Raw genomic sequence first — 15,457 nt, forward strand, 5'->3', positions numbered from 1 at the left:
AATTTTACACTGCCATGCCCGTAACTGCCACGCAAGCCACTGTCATTCATTGATTTCAGTTGGCAGCAATCTTGCCCGATACTTGGCCAGTAACGCCGCGGCCCTTGGTCGTTCCGAGGATCCGCCTCTGGGGGCTACCCCGCTGGTTTCAGGCTGGAGTCACATTGATCATGAATCGCCCATCACAGATCCTGCGGCTTGCGTCGCTCCTCATTGCCCTGGCAGCCACGGCCTTGCCGGGGCAGGGTGGGGCCCGGCGGGTCATCATCACGCTGCGCTCCTCCTCGGGTGAGGCCGCGCTTCGCGCGCCAGGTTCGCCCCCGGTCACCTCTACCGAACTCTCCCAGATCTCGGCGCGGCTGGACCGCGACCTGCCGACTCTGGTGGAGACCGGTCGGGCACCCTTTGCGGGGATGCTGTTCGCGCAGGTCAGCGCCGCGGAAGCGACTCGACTGGCGAGTGATCCGAACGTGGCGATGGTCGAGGAGGACCGCCTGTGGAGTCCGGCGGATGCCGTCACCGCACTCTCGTCGGGTGATCGGTGGGCGGCCCTCCGATCGCAGCCGACCGACGGCGCCGACACGACGCCGTGGGGCGTGGCCCGGGTGATGGCACCGGAAGTCTGGGCGAACGGGAATCGTGGCGCTGGCGTCAAGGTCGCCGTGATGGACTCCGGCATCGACACCGGGCATTCCGACCTCTCGGTTGCCGGCGGCTACAACGCCGTGACCCGTGTCGCCTCGGGGTATGGCGACGACATTGGCGCCTGCAACGGCCACGGCACCCACATCGCGGGCACCATCGCGGCGCTCAGCAACGGGTCCGGCGTCGTGGGCGTCGCCCCCGATGTGCAGCTCTACGCGATCAAGGTGTTCCAGGATGTCAGTGGGTCCTGCCTCGCATACACCTCCAATCAGATCGCGGGACTCAACTGGGCCGTCTCCCAGGGGATCCGCCTCGTCAACGTCTCGATCGGCGGCTCCTCGTCCTTCTCGTACAACGCCGCGATCGCCACCGCCGCCGACCAGGGCACGTTTCTGATCGCGGCCGCGGGCAATGGTGGCGGTGCCGTGCTCTATCCGGCGGCCGCGCCGAGCGCGATTGCGGTCGCGGCGCTCGATGACTCGAACCTGCGCGCTTCGTGGTCGTCCTTCGGCCCCGAGGTCGGCTTTGCCGCGCCGGGCGTCAACATCAATTCCACCATGCCGGGCGGTGGCTACGGCGGGAAGAGCGGGACCTCGATGGCCGCGCCACATGTGGTGGGCGTCGCCGCGCTGATCCTCGCCGCGCATCCGGGGCTGACGCTCGACGGCTTGCGGCAGAAGCTGCGGGATGGTGTCCTCGACGTCGATGCCGGCGGCTTCGACAACAACACCGGCTTCGGTCTGGTGCGTGCCCAGCCGTCGCTCGGCGGCGGCTCGCCGCCACCACCGGTCCCGCTCGCGATGAGTGTCTCGCCCCTGTTCCGCAGCACCACGGCCACCGCCGGTATGGCCGCCACGGGCAGCAGTGCCTCGGTCAGCCTCAGCGGCGACAACGCAGGCACCACCGCGTGGAACGCGACGAAGCGGAAGAACTGGACGACGCTGACCACGGCAAGCGGCTCAGGCAGCGGCACCGTGGCATGGAATCGCAGTACGGCCGGCCTGACGGCGGGGACCTACGTGGACACGATCACCGTGTCGGCGGCGGGCGTCGCGTCGCAGAGCATCATTGACACGTTGCGGATCACCGCGGCCCCGGTGCCGCTCACGATGGCCGTGGCTCCGCTCTTCCGGAGCACGGTGGCGACGGCCGGAACGGCCGCCGCGGGAAGCAGTGCGACGATCACCCTCAGTGGCGACAACGCCGGCACGACCGCCTGGACTGCGGCGAAGCGGAAGAGCTGGACGACGCTCACCACCGCGAGCGGCACGGGGAGTGGCACGGTCGCGTGGAGCCGCAGTACCGCCGGGCTCGTCGCCGGGACCTATGTCGATACCATCACCGTGTCGGCGAGTGGTGTCGCGGCACAGAACATCATCGACACGTTGCGGATCACCGCGGCGCCGGTGCCACTCGCCCTCGCGGTGAGCCCGCTCTCGCGCAATGCCACTGCACAGGTTGGCACGGCCGCGCCGGGCGACAACGCCACGGTCACGCTGACCGGTGACAACGCCGGGACGACGCCGTGGACCACCTCGAAGCGGAAGAGCTGGACCACGCTCACGACCGGCAGCGGCACCGGCAGTGGCACCGCCTCCTGGACGCGCAGCACGGCCGGCCTCTCGGCGGGCACCTACGTGGATACCATCACGGTGACGGTGGCCGGCCTCGCGCCGCAGAGCGTCATCGACACCTTGCGCATCACCGCGGCCCCCGTGGCGCTCGCGCTGGCGGTCTCCCCGCGCTCGCGGAATACCATGGCGCAGGTCGGTACGGCCGCGTCGGGCGACAACGCAGCGGTCACGCTCACCGGTGACAACGCCGGGGGAACCGCGTGGACTGCGGCGAAGCGGAAGAGCTGGACGACGCTGACCACGAGCAGCGGCACCGGCACCGGCACCGCGGCCTGGACGCGCAGCACTGCGGGCCTGACCGCTGGCACGTACGTCGATACCATCACGGTGACGGTTGCCGGCCTCGCGCCGCAGAGCGTCATCGACACCTTGCACATCACCGCGGCCCCGGTGCCACTCGCGCTCGCGGTCAGCCCGAGCTCGCGAAACGCCAGTGCGCAGGTCGGCACGGCCGCACCCGGCGACAATGCCGGCGTGACGCTCACCGGTGACAACGCCGGGACGACCGCATGGACCGTGGCCAAGCGGAAGAGCTGGACCACGCTCACGACCAACAGCGGCACCGGCAACGGCACCGCGGCGTGGACGCGCAGCACGGCCGGGCTGACGGCAGGCACCTACGTTGACACCATCACGGTGACCGTCGTCGGCCTCGCGCCGCAGAGCGTCATCGACACCTTGCGCATCACCGCGGCTCCGGTGGCACTCGCGTTGGCGGTCACCCCGAGCTCGCGCAATGTCGCGACGCAGGTGGGCACGGAGGCGCCGAGCGACAACGCGGCGGTCAGCCTGACCGGTGACAACGCCGGGACGACCGCGTGGACCGCGGCGAAGCGGAAGAGCTGGACCACGATCACGACCGGCAGCGGCACCGGCACCGGCACCGCGGCCTGGACGCGCAGCACCGCAGGCCTCACGGCGGGCACCTACGTCGACACCATCACCGTGACGGTCGCCGGCCTCGCGCCGCAGCGCGTCATCGACACGTTGCGGATCACCGCCGCACCGGTTGCGCTCACCCTGGCGGTGGCGCCTGGTTCGCGGAGCACGACTGCGGCCGCCGGTGCCCCGGCCAGCGGCGACAACGCTGCCGTGACGTTGAGCGGCGACAACGCCGGCGCCACCCCGTGGACCGCGACCAAGCGGAAGAGCTGGACGACCCTGACCACTGCGGGCGGCACCGGCAGCGGTTCGGTCGTGTGGACCCGGAACACGGCCGGCCTCAGCGCCGGTACCTATGTCGACACCATCACCGTGGCGGCGTCGGGCCTGTCGCCGCAGCGCGTGATCGACACCTTGCGCATCACGTCGGCGCCGGTGCCCGTGACGGTCGCCGTCTCCCCCGGGGGACGTCGGGTCACGGTGACGCGCGGCAACAACGCGGCGAGTGCCACCGCGAGCGTCACGCTGGTCGGTACCGACGCCGGCAGCACGGCGTGGCTGGCCACTCGGCGTCGGAGCCAGACGTCGTTCACGACCAGCAGCGGCGTCGGCAGCGGGACGGTGGCCTGGAACCGGAACACCAGCGCGCTCACCGCCGGCACCTACGTCGACACGATCACCGTGACCGCCGGAGCAGCCACGGCGCGGTTGATCGACACGGTGGTGGTGACCACCCCGACCACCGCGACAATCCTCCTGCTGCCGAAGGGCAAGAAGTCGCGCTACCTCACGCAGGCTGGCCGGGCGAACGCCTTCGCCTCGACGCGTGACTCCGCCCTGGTCGAGGGCGAGGTGATCGAAGGGCAGAGCGACCAGTGGACCGCCGTCATTGGCGGGACAGGCCTCACCGTGCTCTCCCCGGTCGGTCGGTTGGGGGAATATGTGTACTGGGAGCGGCGGAGCGCGGCGTCCAACGCCGGGTTGTATGTCGACACCGTTCGGGTGCAGTTGGTTGGGTCTGCCGGTCTCGAGGCGACCTTCGTCGACTCCCTCGAGGTCGTGACGGTGGAAGTGCCCGCCGTCGGGTTGGCCGTGGACGAGCTGGTCCGCGGTGGGCAGTTGAACAACGACCAGCGCCTGCTCTTCGACAGCGAAGGCAATCGCAACGGTTACTTCGATCTCGGCGACTTCCTCGCCTGGGTCGATCGCGACCGGATCCGGCTCTCGCCGTCTCAGGTGGCGAAGCTGCAGTCCATTCCGATCACGCCCGTTCGACCGCGGTCGTAGCGCCACGAACCGTCATGGCAGATGGGGCCGCCGATCTTCCAAGATCGGCGGCCCCATTCGCATGCTGGTTGCCCGAGGGTGCTGGTCGGTCAGCCGCTGACCGGTCCGAGCCGGGCCGCCTCGATCGCGTGGTACATCTCCCACGCCGTCGCATGTGCGAGCCGCCAGCCGCGCCGAGTGCAGGCCGCACGCACCTGGCGGAGCGTCGTGTCGAGGTCGCCCCCCAGCATCGGGCCGGCGTTCTTCTCGATGGCCCCGTGGGTGAACAACTTCACGAAGACGTCGTTCCCGATGCGCGGCGCGGCGTTGAGCCAGCAGTCCGCCCGATCTGCCCCCGGCCGGGCATAGCCGGCCAGCTCGCCAACTTCCAGCGAGGGAAGCAGGCGCCACCGCGGGTGCGGCCGCATCGTGAGCGGCCCCTGCACGCAGAGCAACGCGTCCGCCGGCGGCACGGCGCCGCATGTGACCAATGGGCCGCTGTCGTGCGACTTGGGGCGCTGCGGGTCATCGACGGCCCAGTAGATCGCATTGACGAGTGACGTCTGACACGGGTCCGGTGCCGAGGGCATGGTGAAGTCGGCGTAGCAGCCCAACTGGCGGAGCAAGGTCAATTCGTTGTTGAGTCCGCACCAGCGCCCATCGGGGCGCGAATTGTCCAGCGCCCAGTTGCCATGGATGAAGGCAAAGCCGGGACGCCCCTGCCAGTCATGCAACAGGCCGTGGGCGCCACGCAGGGTGTCGATGAAGCCGGTCATCCGGTCGAGGAACGCCTGCTCGCTTTCCCCGTCGTGATGCAGGTGCACCTCGACGTCGCCGAAGCCGCGGCGGGTGAGCCCCGCGAGACCCTCCAGCAGATCGGCGCGGTATTCCTCCTCCGGATAGAAGAAGGTCCACTGCGCGGGGCGTCCGCTGTCGTCCGGATGCGCCTCGGCGATGCGGGGCCACGCGGCCAGCCAGGCATCGACGCGCGTCGTCGCGACGGCGTCGCTCGCCTTCCCCCAATACGGCTCGTAGTGGTCGGCGAACATCAGGTGCACCGTGATCGGGCGCGTCGGGTCGAATCGATGTGCGGCGTTCCGCCGGCGAGCCGACCACCACCCTGGCAGCCACCGCTGCGCTTCGCGGGGCAATTTCATGATGCTGCTCCTGTGGCGCGGGCGGCCAGGGTTCGCTGCAGGATGGCGCGCACGGCGGCGACGGCCTCCTGCCGATCGGGGATGTGGCTGGAGTCGGCGCGGCGCGCGAGTGGTGGACCCTGCAGCGCATCCTCCAACGCAGCGGCAAGTGCCGGGACATCACCCGGGGGCACCACGCGCGAATTCGGCTCCAGCAGATCCGGAACGGCGCCCACCGCCGACGCGACGAACGGTGTGCCGCAGGCGAGACCCTCGATCAACACGTTGGGCACGCCCTCAGAGCGCGACGGGAGCACCACCACGTCGGCTGCGGCGTACCAGTCCCGCAGGGCGGCGTGACTCACGCTCCCGACCAGTTGGACCGAGTCGCCATAGCGGGCGGCCATCTGGGCCAGCTCGCCACGCTGCTCGCCATCGCCGGCGAGCACCAGGAGTGGCGCCGCCTTGCCGCGATGAATCAACGACCACGCCGCCAGCAGGACGTCCAGGCCCTTGACCGGCACCATGCGTCCGACCCAGAGCGCAATCGGCCGATCAAGCGGGAGCCCGAGGCGACGGCGGGCCGCCAGGCCGTCGGTCGGGGCGAAGCGCTGCCGGTCGACGCCGCGGGCGAAGGCATCGACCCGCTCGGGAGGCACACCAAGCGCCACCACGCTGTCGCGCAACGGCGCCCCGACGGCCAACACCCGATCGGCCGCCAGCAGGGTCTCGACAATGATGGCACGGCGCGCCGGCTTGGCGGTCAGGATCAGGATGTCGGAGCCGCCGACCAGCAGCACACCTGGCACGCCGAATTCGCGGGCGACCTCGAGGGCAACGGTGCCATCGGGATGCGTCCAGTAGCCGAGCACGAGGTCGGGTTGCCACTCCTCGGTGATCGTGCGGGCAGCGGGAAGCACCGTCCGACGCATCCAGCGGTGATGCCGATGATGGCCGACCTTCGGTGGATACCACCAGAGCGGATGCGTCACGCCCTCGGCGGTGGTGCCGACGGCACGGCGTCGCAACCGGTCGGTCCAGGGAATCGGCGCCACGACGCGCACGTCGTCCCCGGCCAGATGCAGGCCGGTGACGAGTGCTGCGTTGAAGGTGCCCTTGTGCGGACCGTACGGCGTCGGATAGACACTGGTGACCAGAAGGATGCGCATGCGTCAGCGGTCGGGGGGCACGGACGCGTCCGGAGTCGCCAGTATCCGACGACGACGTCCGCCGGTCGACGTGACGGGCTCTGGCGTCGACGACACCGGCGGTGGGGCCAGCGTGAACGGTGAGCCGAGGAGCGTCGCGGCGGCCAGGCCGAGGGCCATGTACATCATCGGGTAGTAGGCATTCGACAGGAACGAGCCGGTGACGAGGACGCCGGTGAGCATCGCCAGCATGTGTCCGGCCTGGACCTCGTGTTCGCTTGCATCCGCGCGCAACGAGCGGGCGGCGTTCGCGGCCTTGGCCATCTTCCGCAGGCCCGTGATCAGCGTGACGCAGAGCGCCACGAAGGTGATCAGGCCCGCCACCCCGAGCTCCATGCCGACCTGGACCCACGAGGAGTGGGCCGCTCGATCCTGCTGGTTGAGCATGCCGAAGTAGGTCGGAAAGTTGGCGATGCCGTAGCCCCAGGGGCGCTTGATCATCCACACCATCCCCTGCTTCCAGAAGAAGATGCGACCGTCGTTGCCGAGGTTGTAGTCATCGCCACCGAAATCGGAGAAGCGATCACCGGCACCACTCTTCACGGCCATGTAGACGAAGCCACCCACGGCAACCGCCACCAGCCCCATGCTGAGTAATCGTCGCCACCCTCGAGCGCCGGCGCCTATCACGACCGCAGCGGCCGCGAGGAGGCCGAGCATTGAGCCGCGCGATTGCGTCGGGACGACCGCCATCACCATGACACCGGCGGCGCCGGTCCAGAACAGGCGTCGCCAGAAGGAGCCGACGGACAACCAGAGTGCGAGGGGAAAGGCGGCGACAACGATGGCGCCGAAGTCGTTGCTGTCCAGACCGATGCCGACGGTCGCCAACCGGCGAAGCTCGGGGCGCGCCGCGAGCACGTCGGGGTCGATCGGTTCGCCGTCCTCGTTGAGGATGAGCGCGTTCGGGTCGTAGGTGTGCAGCACGTTCGCGGACACCGCCGTCACCGACAGCACGAAGACCGCCGCCGCGATCCGCAGCGCCCGTCGGTCGCGCAGGAGCACCAGGCACGTCAGGAAGATCACGAACGAGATCAGGTAGCGTTGCCGCAGGAAGTCGAAGGAGCCCGACGGCCAGATGCCCAACGGCATGGTCACGACCACGATGCCGAGCAGGACACACACCAGCCGCATCGGCTTCGAGCGTTCCCAGATCTGCTTCCACGCATCGGGGGGAATCGCCAGCGCGAGCATCCCCACGAAGATCAGCATCATGATCATCGGCCCCTTCGGGATCTCGAAGGCGGCGAAGACTTCCGGCAAACGCACCACGGCGTAGCCGAGGTAGAGTCCGACAAAGGGCGCCAGCGCCATTTCGCCACGGCCGGCGGTCGCCAGCGAGAAGCCGTCGAATCCGCGACGCGGGGCCTGGGCGGGGGCGGAGGTGGCGGCGCGGATCGAGCCGAGCAGATCCGCGGTCGACGTGTCGGGTGGAAAGGGCTTGCTCACGGTGCCTCGGGGCGGGATGCGAGGCGGTTGATCACCACCTGGAGCTTGCCGGCCGCGGTCAGGGGAATGTCGGCGACCAGCTCGATTTCGAGGATCAGCGATGGCGCGACGGCGGTCAACTCGCGGCGAATCCAGGCGTCATCCGCCGCGCTCCAAGTGGGCGCCACGAGTCGCAGCTGCACATGGGTCAGCCGTTCCTGCACCACCTGGAAGCGCTGGACCGCCGGCAACTCCTTCAGCAGGTGCGGGAAAAACTCCCCTGGCAGTCGGCCTCCGTCGGGCGTCTGCAGCACATCCAGTTGCCGACCGACGATCGCCGCGAGCAGCGGCAGGCCACGGCCGCAGCCGCAACTGCCGGCCTGCAAGACAGCACGATCGCCGTTCGCGTAGCGAATGAAGGGCATCCCGCGGTTCGTCAGGTCGGTGACGACGACGTTCCCTTCGACCCCTGCCGCGACCGGGCGTCCGGCATCGTCGAGCACTTCGAGCAGCAGGTGCTCGGTGGTCATGTGCAAGCCCTGATGTGCCGAGCACTCCGCGCCCATCAGCATGAATTCGCGCGAGCCGTACGTCTCGAAGACCGGCGCACGGAAGACCCGCTCGATCACGGTGCGCTGGAAACTGTGCAACTTCTCCGCGCCGACCACGATCGCGCCCGGCGCGTACGGCACCAGCCCGCGTGCCTCGAGCAGGCGGGCGAAGCTGTACAGCGCACCGGTGTAGCCGACGATGGCATCGGGCCGGTTGCGCGCCAGCGACTGGTGGAGTCGCGGCACCTCGGCTTCGGTGAGGTCGAAACTGCTCTCGGTGGTCCGGCGATAGAGCGCATCGTACAGCTGGAGCTTCCGCCGCCGCTGGGCCCCGGCCGCGCGCGGCGGGGCGCCCCAGAGATACCACTGGCGGGTGCCCGGCGCCGCGCCGGCCCACCCATAGCCGCGGTGCCACGCCGCCATCCGGCGTTCGTTGCTGTCGGGGTCGAGGTCGAACTGGAGTGGCACCCCGCTCGATCCGCCCGTCGCCTTGGTGATCAGCGTCGTGGCCGGGGTGCTCCGCATGGCGATCCGATGCTGACGAATCGTCTCGCGGTCGAGGACCGGCCACCGATGGAAGTCGGTCGGGGTCTGCACGCTGGCGGGGTCGAGGCCCTGACTGGCCCATGCCTCCCGGTACCACGGCGAGTGTGCACCGGCATGCCGGAGCAACGCCTGGAGGCGCTCGAACTGGAGCGATTCCAATCGTTCGCGCGACCACCACTGTGACGCCTCAAGCTCCCGCCAGTAGCGGAAGACCGGCCGGCGCTTGAACCCCTGCTCGTAGGCACGAATCCCGGCACGCCACAGCGACACGTCCAGTCGGGAGGCGGTCACGGCCGCGCTCGGGGCATGACGTGGCGGCCGAGCGGGGGTACCGCGGCCTCGGGGTGTGGGGTTCGTCGGGTTGCCATCATCGAGGTGGAGGAGCAAGTTGTGAGCCAATGAAAGGGACGCGCGCCACGAGTTGACGGGCACTTGGCGGCCCCGGCCCATGACTTGCTGACACCCGTTCGGTAGCCCCAAAGATAGGCACGACCCGGCTCCGAAACTGCGGCCGGCCGTACCGCTCCTTCAACCGCCCGAGGCCGTAGCATGATGTCTGCCCCCGCACCGCTTTCCGCCCGCGCCCAGACGGTGATTGCCGCCGTGATCGCGGTCCTGGCCGTCGCCGCGCTTTCTCCCGTCGCCGATGCCATGGTCCCGGCCTTCCCGTTGGCGACCGGAGAAGTGCGTTGGCGTTTCCAAGTCTTCGGGACCGTCCTCGCCGCGCTGCCGCAGCTTGCCCTGCTTCTGGCATCGATCGCCGGCCTCGGCACCCTTGCCGGCCACCGGGTGGCGGTCCGTGGCGCCTCGCTGGCCGCGCTACTGATCGCGGTCGTGGCGCTGGCATTGCTGCCCTTCTTCGGGCTCGACTTCATCGAGATGCGCCGGCTCGTCCCGATCGACCGCAAGGGCACCTTCGACATGGCGACCATGAAGACCGGGCTCTTCGGCGGCCTCTTCGTCCTGGCGCTGGCGTACCTGGGCTGGATCGGGATTCCGGCGAGCACGAAGGAAAAGACCACCGAACGGAAGGAAGGGCAGGGACTGATCGTCGGCCAAGGCTGACCGAGAGCGTCCGGCAGTGACTACGGGGAGGCGTCGGTCGACGCCTCCCCGTCGTGCGTCCGGAGAATCCGCGCGGGCACCCCGCCCACGCTGACGCCCGAGGGGACGTCGCGCACCACCACCGCATTGGCACCGACCCGCACATCACTGCCGATCGTCACCGGGCCGACGATCTTCGCGCCTGCGCCGAGGAAGACGCGGTCGCCGAGCACGGGAGACTGATCCTTCTCGGCGCCGATCGTCACCTGATGCTCGACGTAAATCCGGCTGCCGCCGCGCACGGCGCCATTGATCACCACGCCCTGGGAGTGAATCAGCACGAAGCCCGGGCCAAAGGTGGCGCCACGACCAATGATGCACTGGCCGAACACGGCATTCACCTTGTTGCAGATCATCGTCAGCGGTGCCAGATGGTGTCGATGCGACCAGGCCATCAGACGATAGCACGCCATGGCGAAGGTCCCGTCGGTGAGCAGCGCCTTCAGCAGGGTCGCCGGTCGCGTGTCGCCGTAGCACCATTCCGCCTTGCAGCGCAGATCCTCGAGAAAGATCACGGCGTCCCTCCGGCGGTCGCGTCGGTCAGCAGGTCGGCGAGTTGCGAGGCGAGCTGCCGGCGTTCGAACCGCGCACCGGCGTCGGCCGTCGGGGCGGCCGGCGGCCCCTCCTCCACCAGCCGTCGGAGCCAGCCGGTGATGCCCGCGACATCGGACGGAAGGTAGTGCCCCCCTGACTGGGCGCCACGCACCAGGGCGGCGATCTCTCCCTCCGGCATCACGGCGAGGATCGGCCGTTGCACGGCGAGGTACTCGAAGACCTTGGCCGGCGCGACCCGCTCGGCCCCCGGGAGGTCGCTCAAGAGGAGCAGCAGGGCATCAGCCGACTGCATGGTGGCGAGGGCGATGGCGTGGTCGCAGTAGGGAATGTCGGCCAGGGTGACGCCGAGCGACGCGAGTGGCGCCAGCAGCGCCTGTTGTTCCGGCGTCTTTCGTCCGACCACCACGAGCTCGAGTCGGTCGCGGAACTCCGGGGCCCCGGTCACCAACTGTTCAATCGCGCTGATGAGCGGGGCGATCGAGGTGAGGTTCCAGAGCGTGCCGGTGTAGACCAAGCGGATGCGTCCGGGGATGCGCGGCGTCGCCGGTGCGACCGTGGCCGCGACCGCCAGGTCATGCGCGTCCCAGCCATTGTAGATGCAGTGCGCAGTGGCCGCCGAGCCGGCCTCGCGGGCGCGCTCGGCGAGACGCGCGGTACTGGCGGCCGTGGTGGCGATGATCGTCCGGCTCCGTCGCAGCACGGCGCGCTGCATCCGCTGTTGCACCGCCATCACGAGGCCACCCTGCGCCGCGTTCTCCCAATAGGTGCTGCTGATGTCCCATTCGTCGCGAAAATCACTTAGCAGCGGCAGCCCGCTCCACCGCGCGAGACGGGCACCGACGAGCAGATTGGAGTAGCTCGGAGCGGTGGCGAGAATCGCATCGTGGGGCAGGCGACGCAGCAGCGCGCGCCCTTGGCGTATCGCGTCGGGATACCAGAGAATCTGGGGGTCAGGTTGCAGCACCGTGCTGGCGACGCGCCGGAGCAGCGACGGGCGCGTGGCGGCGGTCGACGACGGCGCGCTGATGCCGGTGGCCTGCTTGGCGGCGTACGATGGCTCGAGTGTGCGCGCGGTGGTGATGACGAGGTCGGGCGGAAGGTCGGCCAGGAGCGTCGGGTCGAGGAGTGGCACCGACGGGTTGGCCGCCTGGAGCACCGAGACATCCCAGCCAAAGTCGGGGAGGTAGCGTGCGAACTTCGCCGGCCGCTGGACGCCGGCACCGCCGACCGGCGGGAAGTGGTACGAGACGAGGAGGACGCGCCGTCGACCCACCCCCCCCTCAGAGCGGAGGCAGGATGCGATTCACGTCCGCGACCAGCGGCATGGCCGCGGCCCGTGCCACCGCGTCGGCCGCCGCGACATCGCGCGAGTCGACCTGGACGAAGATCCGCACCAGCGCTTCCTCGGTGCGACCGTGCACCGCGGCGTCGCGCAGCAGGTCAAACTTCACGCGGAATTCGTCATGGGCCACACGGCCCCGCCCTTGATACCAGTAGTAGACGATCGCCGACTTTCCTTCGCGGACCAGCAGCCACCGGTTCACCGTCACCGGGCCCGCCGTGGTCTGGAGCACCACGGCCTGCGACTCCACCGGCTCCCATCCCGCCCCCGGAAGGCAGTTCTTGGGGGAGTGGATGCTCTTCCCCTGTCGCTGCTCGTCGTAGTAGGAGACGAAGATCGAGTAGGCCGGTTGATTGGCGGGCTCGTATCCCCGGAGAATGAACGCGGTCATCCCGGCGACCCGTTGTTCTTCGGGGGTGATCGGAATGTCGGTCCCCGTGGACCCCAGCGACGTGACGGCGACCGAGGCGATCGGCGCGGCCAGCGGCGTGGAGGTCGCGCGGCGTGCGAGCAGGGTGGCGTTGAGCAGGCACCCCACCGTCAGAAGCGTCCCCGGCACCCATCGTTGCCATTCACGCATGCGCGGTCCTCCAGCGGTGGATCGTCCGCTCCCCGTAGCCGACGATGGCGCCAAGCGCGCCGATTGCGGCAAACGAGACGACGAAGAGCGCCCATCCCTGGCTTTCGTGCATGAAGCCGCGACCAAGGTCGGGGTCGACGAAGTACATCAGGAAGGCGGTGAGGAAGATGCGCACGGCGTTGACCGCGACTGCCACCGGAATCGCCAGCAGCAACAGCAGGACGCGGGCACTGACGGTGCGGAGATACATCCCGCCAATCATCACGCCGAGCGCGAGCAGGGCCGTGAGGGAGCGGAGCCCGCTGCACGCCTCGGCGACGAAGAGACGGAAGGTCTCGCCCGGCATCTGGCCCGCGATCTCGATCACGTTGCCCTTCATCCGCACCGGGATGTGGCGCATCTCGATCAACATCGTGCCGTACTTCGACGCGCGGAACTGCAGCGGCATGGCCAGCTTGTTCGTGATCAACGCCGGCAGGGGAATCGAGAGCAGCAGGAGCGAGAACGGCAGCCACCAGTGGCGCACTTGCCGCCAGCCGAAGGCGAACACCGTCACCCCGACCAGGGCAAGGAGGATGGAGAAGCGCTGCGTGAAGAACTCGGCGGCGAGCGAGCCGAGGGCGCGCAGGAGGACGGCGCCGAGCAGCAGGATCGTGCCCCAGGTTGGTGAGGGCCTCGCATCCGTTCGCAGGCCTGCCTTCCACGCCAACCAGAGTGCGACCGGGGTCAGCAACAGGCCGTGACCGGCATCCGGATCGACCCACCAGTCGCGCGCGAGACCACGGGCCGGGCTGGCGAAGAGGACCACAAACGCCGCCGCGGCGAGCAGCCAGGGCAGCGCGCGACGGACCGTCCATTCCCCGCGCGCCACGTCGGCGAGCGGCCGAATCGCGACGTCGACGGTGGGAGCTACCATCCGCCCTTCCGGAAGAGCATGACGGGGATCGTCTTGAGCATGATCGTGAGATCCTGCCAGACACTCCGCGTCGCGATGTACTCGAGGTCGTGCTCGACCTTCCGCTTGACGTCCTCGACCGAGGTGTCGTACTGCAGGTGGACCTGCGCGTGCCCGGTGATGCCGGGCCGCACGCGCTGGCGGTGGTGATAGTTCGGGATCTGCTCGCGCAACTCGCTGAACAGCTGGGGCCGCTCGGGACGCGGGCCCACCAGGTTCATGTCGCCCTTGATGACATTGAGCAGCTGCGGCAGCTCATCGAGACGGCAACTGCGCAGGAAGCCGCCGATCGCGGTGACCCGCTGATCGTTCGCCTTGGCCCAGACCGCCTGACCATGTCGCTCGGCGTCGACGGTCATCGTGCGGAACTTCCAGATGGTGAACGGCCGCCCACCGATGTCCTCGCGACGCCGCGAATCGTGACGGTGGGGGCGCAGCGCCCGCGCATCGAGTCCGACGCGGGTCTGGCTGTAGAACACCGGACCCCGCGAGGTGAGCCGGATGGCGAGGGCGATCAGCAGCCAGAGCGGCAGCGTGACGATCAACCCGATCGTCGCCGCGGTGACGTTCAACGCGCGGATCAGCCGCTCATCCTGCCAGACCGACTCCTCCGCCGCCTCGGAAAGGGCGTCGGAATCGGTTCCTGATTGGTCGAGTCGCGGATCGTCCACGTGTGCCATGAGGCGAGAGGTTGGGCTGGCCATTGCCAATTAGAAGATCTGGATGCCGAGCCAAATGACCGAGGTCACGGCGCTCAGGGCGCCCATGATTCGGAAGAAGGTGCCTCCCGCCGGCTTCGTGGCCACATCGATCACGTCGCCGGCCTGCAGGTTCAGCTGGTCGATCGTGGTGGCGGTGTTGACGGCGTCCCGGAATTCCGGCCCGTCCACCACGATCTTGTCGCCGCGCTTGATCTTCGACTTCTCCCAGCGGACGTTGTTGGACGGTCCGCCCGCGAACTGCTGGATGACATCGCTCAGCAGCGTCGTCGCCGGAGGGGTGACGAAGCCGGGCTTGCCCACCGCACCGAAGACCGAGATGCGAATGGTGGGCACGACGCGCACCGTCGGGTCGCGGACCAGCTTCTTCAGCTGGGTGGTCAGATAATCCTGGAGCTCGGAACGCAGGATGCCGGCGACGGAGATCTCGATCGCGCCCGGCAGTGCGATGGTGCGCGTCGACGAGACCTGATAGAGGTTCGAGATCGAGGAGACCTCGGCCACGTCGAGGCGGATCAGGTCGCCGACCCGAAGGTCACCCTGGGACAGCCGTTCACGGATGGCGTCGGCCTGCGCCTGCTTCGCGGTCCGGAGGGCGGCGCTGTACCCGCTCCCCGCCAAGTTCTGCTCGATTTCCTTCAGCGCGCTCTCCAACTCACTGCGCGTGACCATGGCTCGCTCGGCGTTGACCATCACCGGCACGGTGGGCTGTTGGGCCCGAGCCGGCACAGTGATCATGGCTGCCACCAGCGCGGCACCGAGGAGTTCACGAATTGCGGTCCACTTGCGCACGTTGCGCTCCGTTGGGTTGGTCCGGCGAGTCGACCACAGGCGGCCGCCTACCAGACTGGTCACTAGCGGTCGGGGTGACGTCCCAACCGGTCGCAGCAGGACAGAGCAAGTTCC

General features: G+C 69.1%; 12 protein-coding genes. 2 read left to right on the top strand and 10 right to left on the bottom strand.

Going from position 1 to position 15,457, the window contains the following annotated elements; genetic code table 11:
- The first annotated feature begins 170 nt into the window (after nt 1–170).
- Entirely contained in the window at nt 171–4,448 is a 4,278-nt protein-coding gene (locus IPP98_12650; protein MBL0179959.1) for a S8 family serine peptidase, read from the top strand.
- 89 nt (nt 4,449–4,537) lie between these two features.
- Here IPP98_12650 and IPP98_12655 read toward each other — a convergent pair whose 3' ends face one another.
- The 4 genes from IPP98_12655 to IPP98_12670 are packed head-to-tail and all read right to left on the bottom strand — an operon-like array spanning nt 4,538 to nt 9,587.
- Nucleotides 4,538–5,584, bottom strand: coding sequence for a hypothetical protein (locus IPP98_12655; GenBank protein ID MBL0179960.1), 1,047 nt, complete (start codon nt 5,582–5,584; stop codon nt 4,538–4,540).
- Nucleotides 5,581–6,732 carry a glycosyltransferase gene (locus tag IPP98_12660; GenBank protein ID MBL0179961.1) on the bottom strand — a complete coding sequence of 384 codons (1,152 nt, stop codon included), beginning with the start codon at nt 6,730–6,732 and terminating at the stop codon, nt 5,581–5,583. The genes IPP98_12655 and IPP98_12660 overlap by 4 nt, the downstream gene beginning before the upstream one ends.
- 3 nt (nt 6,733–6,735) lie before the next feature.
- On the bottom strand, nt 6,736–8,220 hold the full coding sequence (locus IPP98_12665; protein ID MBL0179962.1) for an O-antigen ligase family protein: 1,485 nt from the start codon (nt 8,218–8,220) through the stop codon (nt 6,736–6,738).
- The gene (locus IPP98_12670) at nt 8,217–9,587 is read right to left on the bottom strand and encodes a phenylacetate--CoA ligase family protein (GenBank protein ID MBL0179963.1); all 1,371 of its coding nucleotides are present in this window, start codon (nt 9,585–9,587) and stop codon (nt 8,217–8,219) included. Before IPP98_12670 ends, IPP98_12665 begins: the two co-directional genes overlap by 4 nt.
- Before the next feature lie 258 nt (nt 9,588–9,845).
- On the opposite strand from IPP98_12670, the gene IPP98_12675 reads away from it, so the two are divergent.
- A complete protein-coding gene (locus tag IPP98_12675) occupies nt 9,846–10,361 on the top strand; it encodes a hypothetical protein (GenBank protein MBL0179964.1) in 516 nt (171 codons plus the stop codon).
- Between the two features lie 20 nt (nt 10,362–10,381).
- Here IPP98_12675 and IPP98_12680 read toward each other — a convergent pair whose 3' ends face one another.
- The 6 genes from IPP98_12680 to IPP98_12705 all read right to left on the bottom strand — a co-directional run bounded on the left by IPP98_12680 (nt 10,382) and on the right by IPP98_12705 (nt 15,343).
- Entirely contained in the window at nt 10,382–10,813 is a 432-nt protein-coding gene (locus tag IPP98_12680) for a serine acetyltransferase (protein MBL0179965.1), read from the bottom strand.
- A 98-nt stretch (nt 10,814–10,911) separates the two neighbouring features.
- Complete coding sequence (locus IPP98_12685; protein ID MBL0179966.1) at nt 10,912–12,228, bottom strand: glycosyltransferase; 1,317 nt, start codon at nt 12,226–12,228, stop codon at nt 10,912–10,914.
- A gap of 7 nt (nt 12,229–12,235) precedes the next feature.
- Nucleotides 12,236–12,877 carry an EpsI family protein gene (gene epsI / locus IPP98_12690; protein MBL0179967.1) on the bottom strand — a complete coding sequence of 214 codons (642 nt, stop codon included), beginning with the start codon at nt 12,875–12,877 and terminating at the stop codon, nt 12,236–12,238.
- Nucleotides 12,870–13,793, bottom strand: coding sequence for an exosortase/archaeosortase family protein (locus IPP98_12695; GenBank protein MBL0179968.1), 924 nt, complete (start codon nt 13,791–13,793; stop codon nt 12,870–12,872). Before IPP98_12695 ends, epsI begins: the two co-directional genes overlap by 8 nt.
- Nucleotides 13,787–14,512, bottom strand: a complete 726-nt coding sequence (locus IPP98_12700; protein MBL0179969.1) for a sugar transferase — start codon at nt 14,510–14,512, stop codon at nt 13,787–13,789. Before IPP98_12700 ends, IPP98_12695 begins: the two co-directional genes overlap by 7 nt.
- A 30-nt stretch (nt 14,513–14,542) precedes the next feature.
- The gene (locus IPP98_12705) at nt 14,543–15,343 is read right to left on the bottom strand and encodes a polysaccharide biosynthesis/export family protein (protein MBL0179970.1); all 801 of its coding nucleotides are present in this window, start codon (nt 15,341–15,343) and stop codon (nt 14,543–14,545) included.
- Nucleotides 15,344–15,457 lie beyond the last annotated feature (114 nt).

Source organism: Gemmatimonadota bacterium (assembly GCA_016720805.1).
Classification (GTDB): Bacteria; Gemmatimonadota; Gemmatimonadetes; order Gemmatimonadales; family GWC2-71-9; genus Palsa-1233.

Excerpts from the sequence above, each read along its gene's own strand:
- IPP98_12655 (MBL0179960.1), bottom strand. The coding sequence starts at position 5,584 with ATGAAATTGCCCCGCGAAGCGCAGCGGTGGCTGCCAGGGTGGTGGTCG.
- IPP98_12680 (MBL0179965.1), bottom strand. The coding sequence starts at position 10,813 with ATGGCGTGCTATCGTCTGATGGCCTGGTCGCATCGACACCATCTGGCA.
- IPP98_12660 (MBL0179961.1), bottom strand. The coding sequence starts at position 6,732 with ATGCGCATCCTTCTGGTCACCAGTGTCTATCCGACGCCGTACGGTCCG.
- IPP98_12650 (MBL0179959.1), top strand. The coding sequence starts at position 171 with ATGAATCGCCCATCACAGATCCTGCGGCTTGCGTCGCTCCTCATTGCC.
- IPP98_12675 (MBL0179964.1), top strand. The coding sequence starts at position 9,846 with ATGATGTCTGCCCCCGCACCGCTTTCCGCCCGCGCCCAGACGGTGATT.
- IPP98_12695 (MBL0179968.1), bottom strand. The coding sequence starts at position 13,793 with ATGGTAGCTCCCACCGTCGACGTCGCGATTCGGCCGCTCGCCGACGTG.
- epsI (MBL0179967.1), bottom strand. The coding sequence starts at position 12,877 with ATGCGTGAATGGCAACGATGGGTGCCGGGGACGCTTCTGACGGTGGGG.
- IPP98_12700 (MBL0179969.1), bottom strand. The coding sequence starts at position 14,512 with ATGGCACACGTGGACGATCCGCGACTCGACCAATCAGGAACCGATTCC.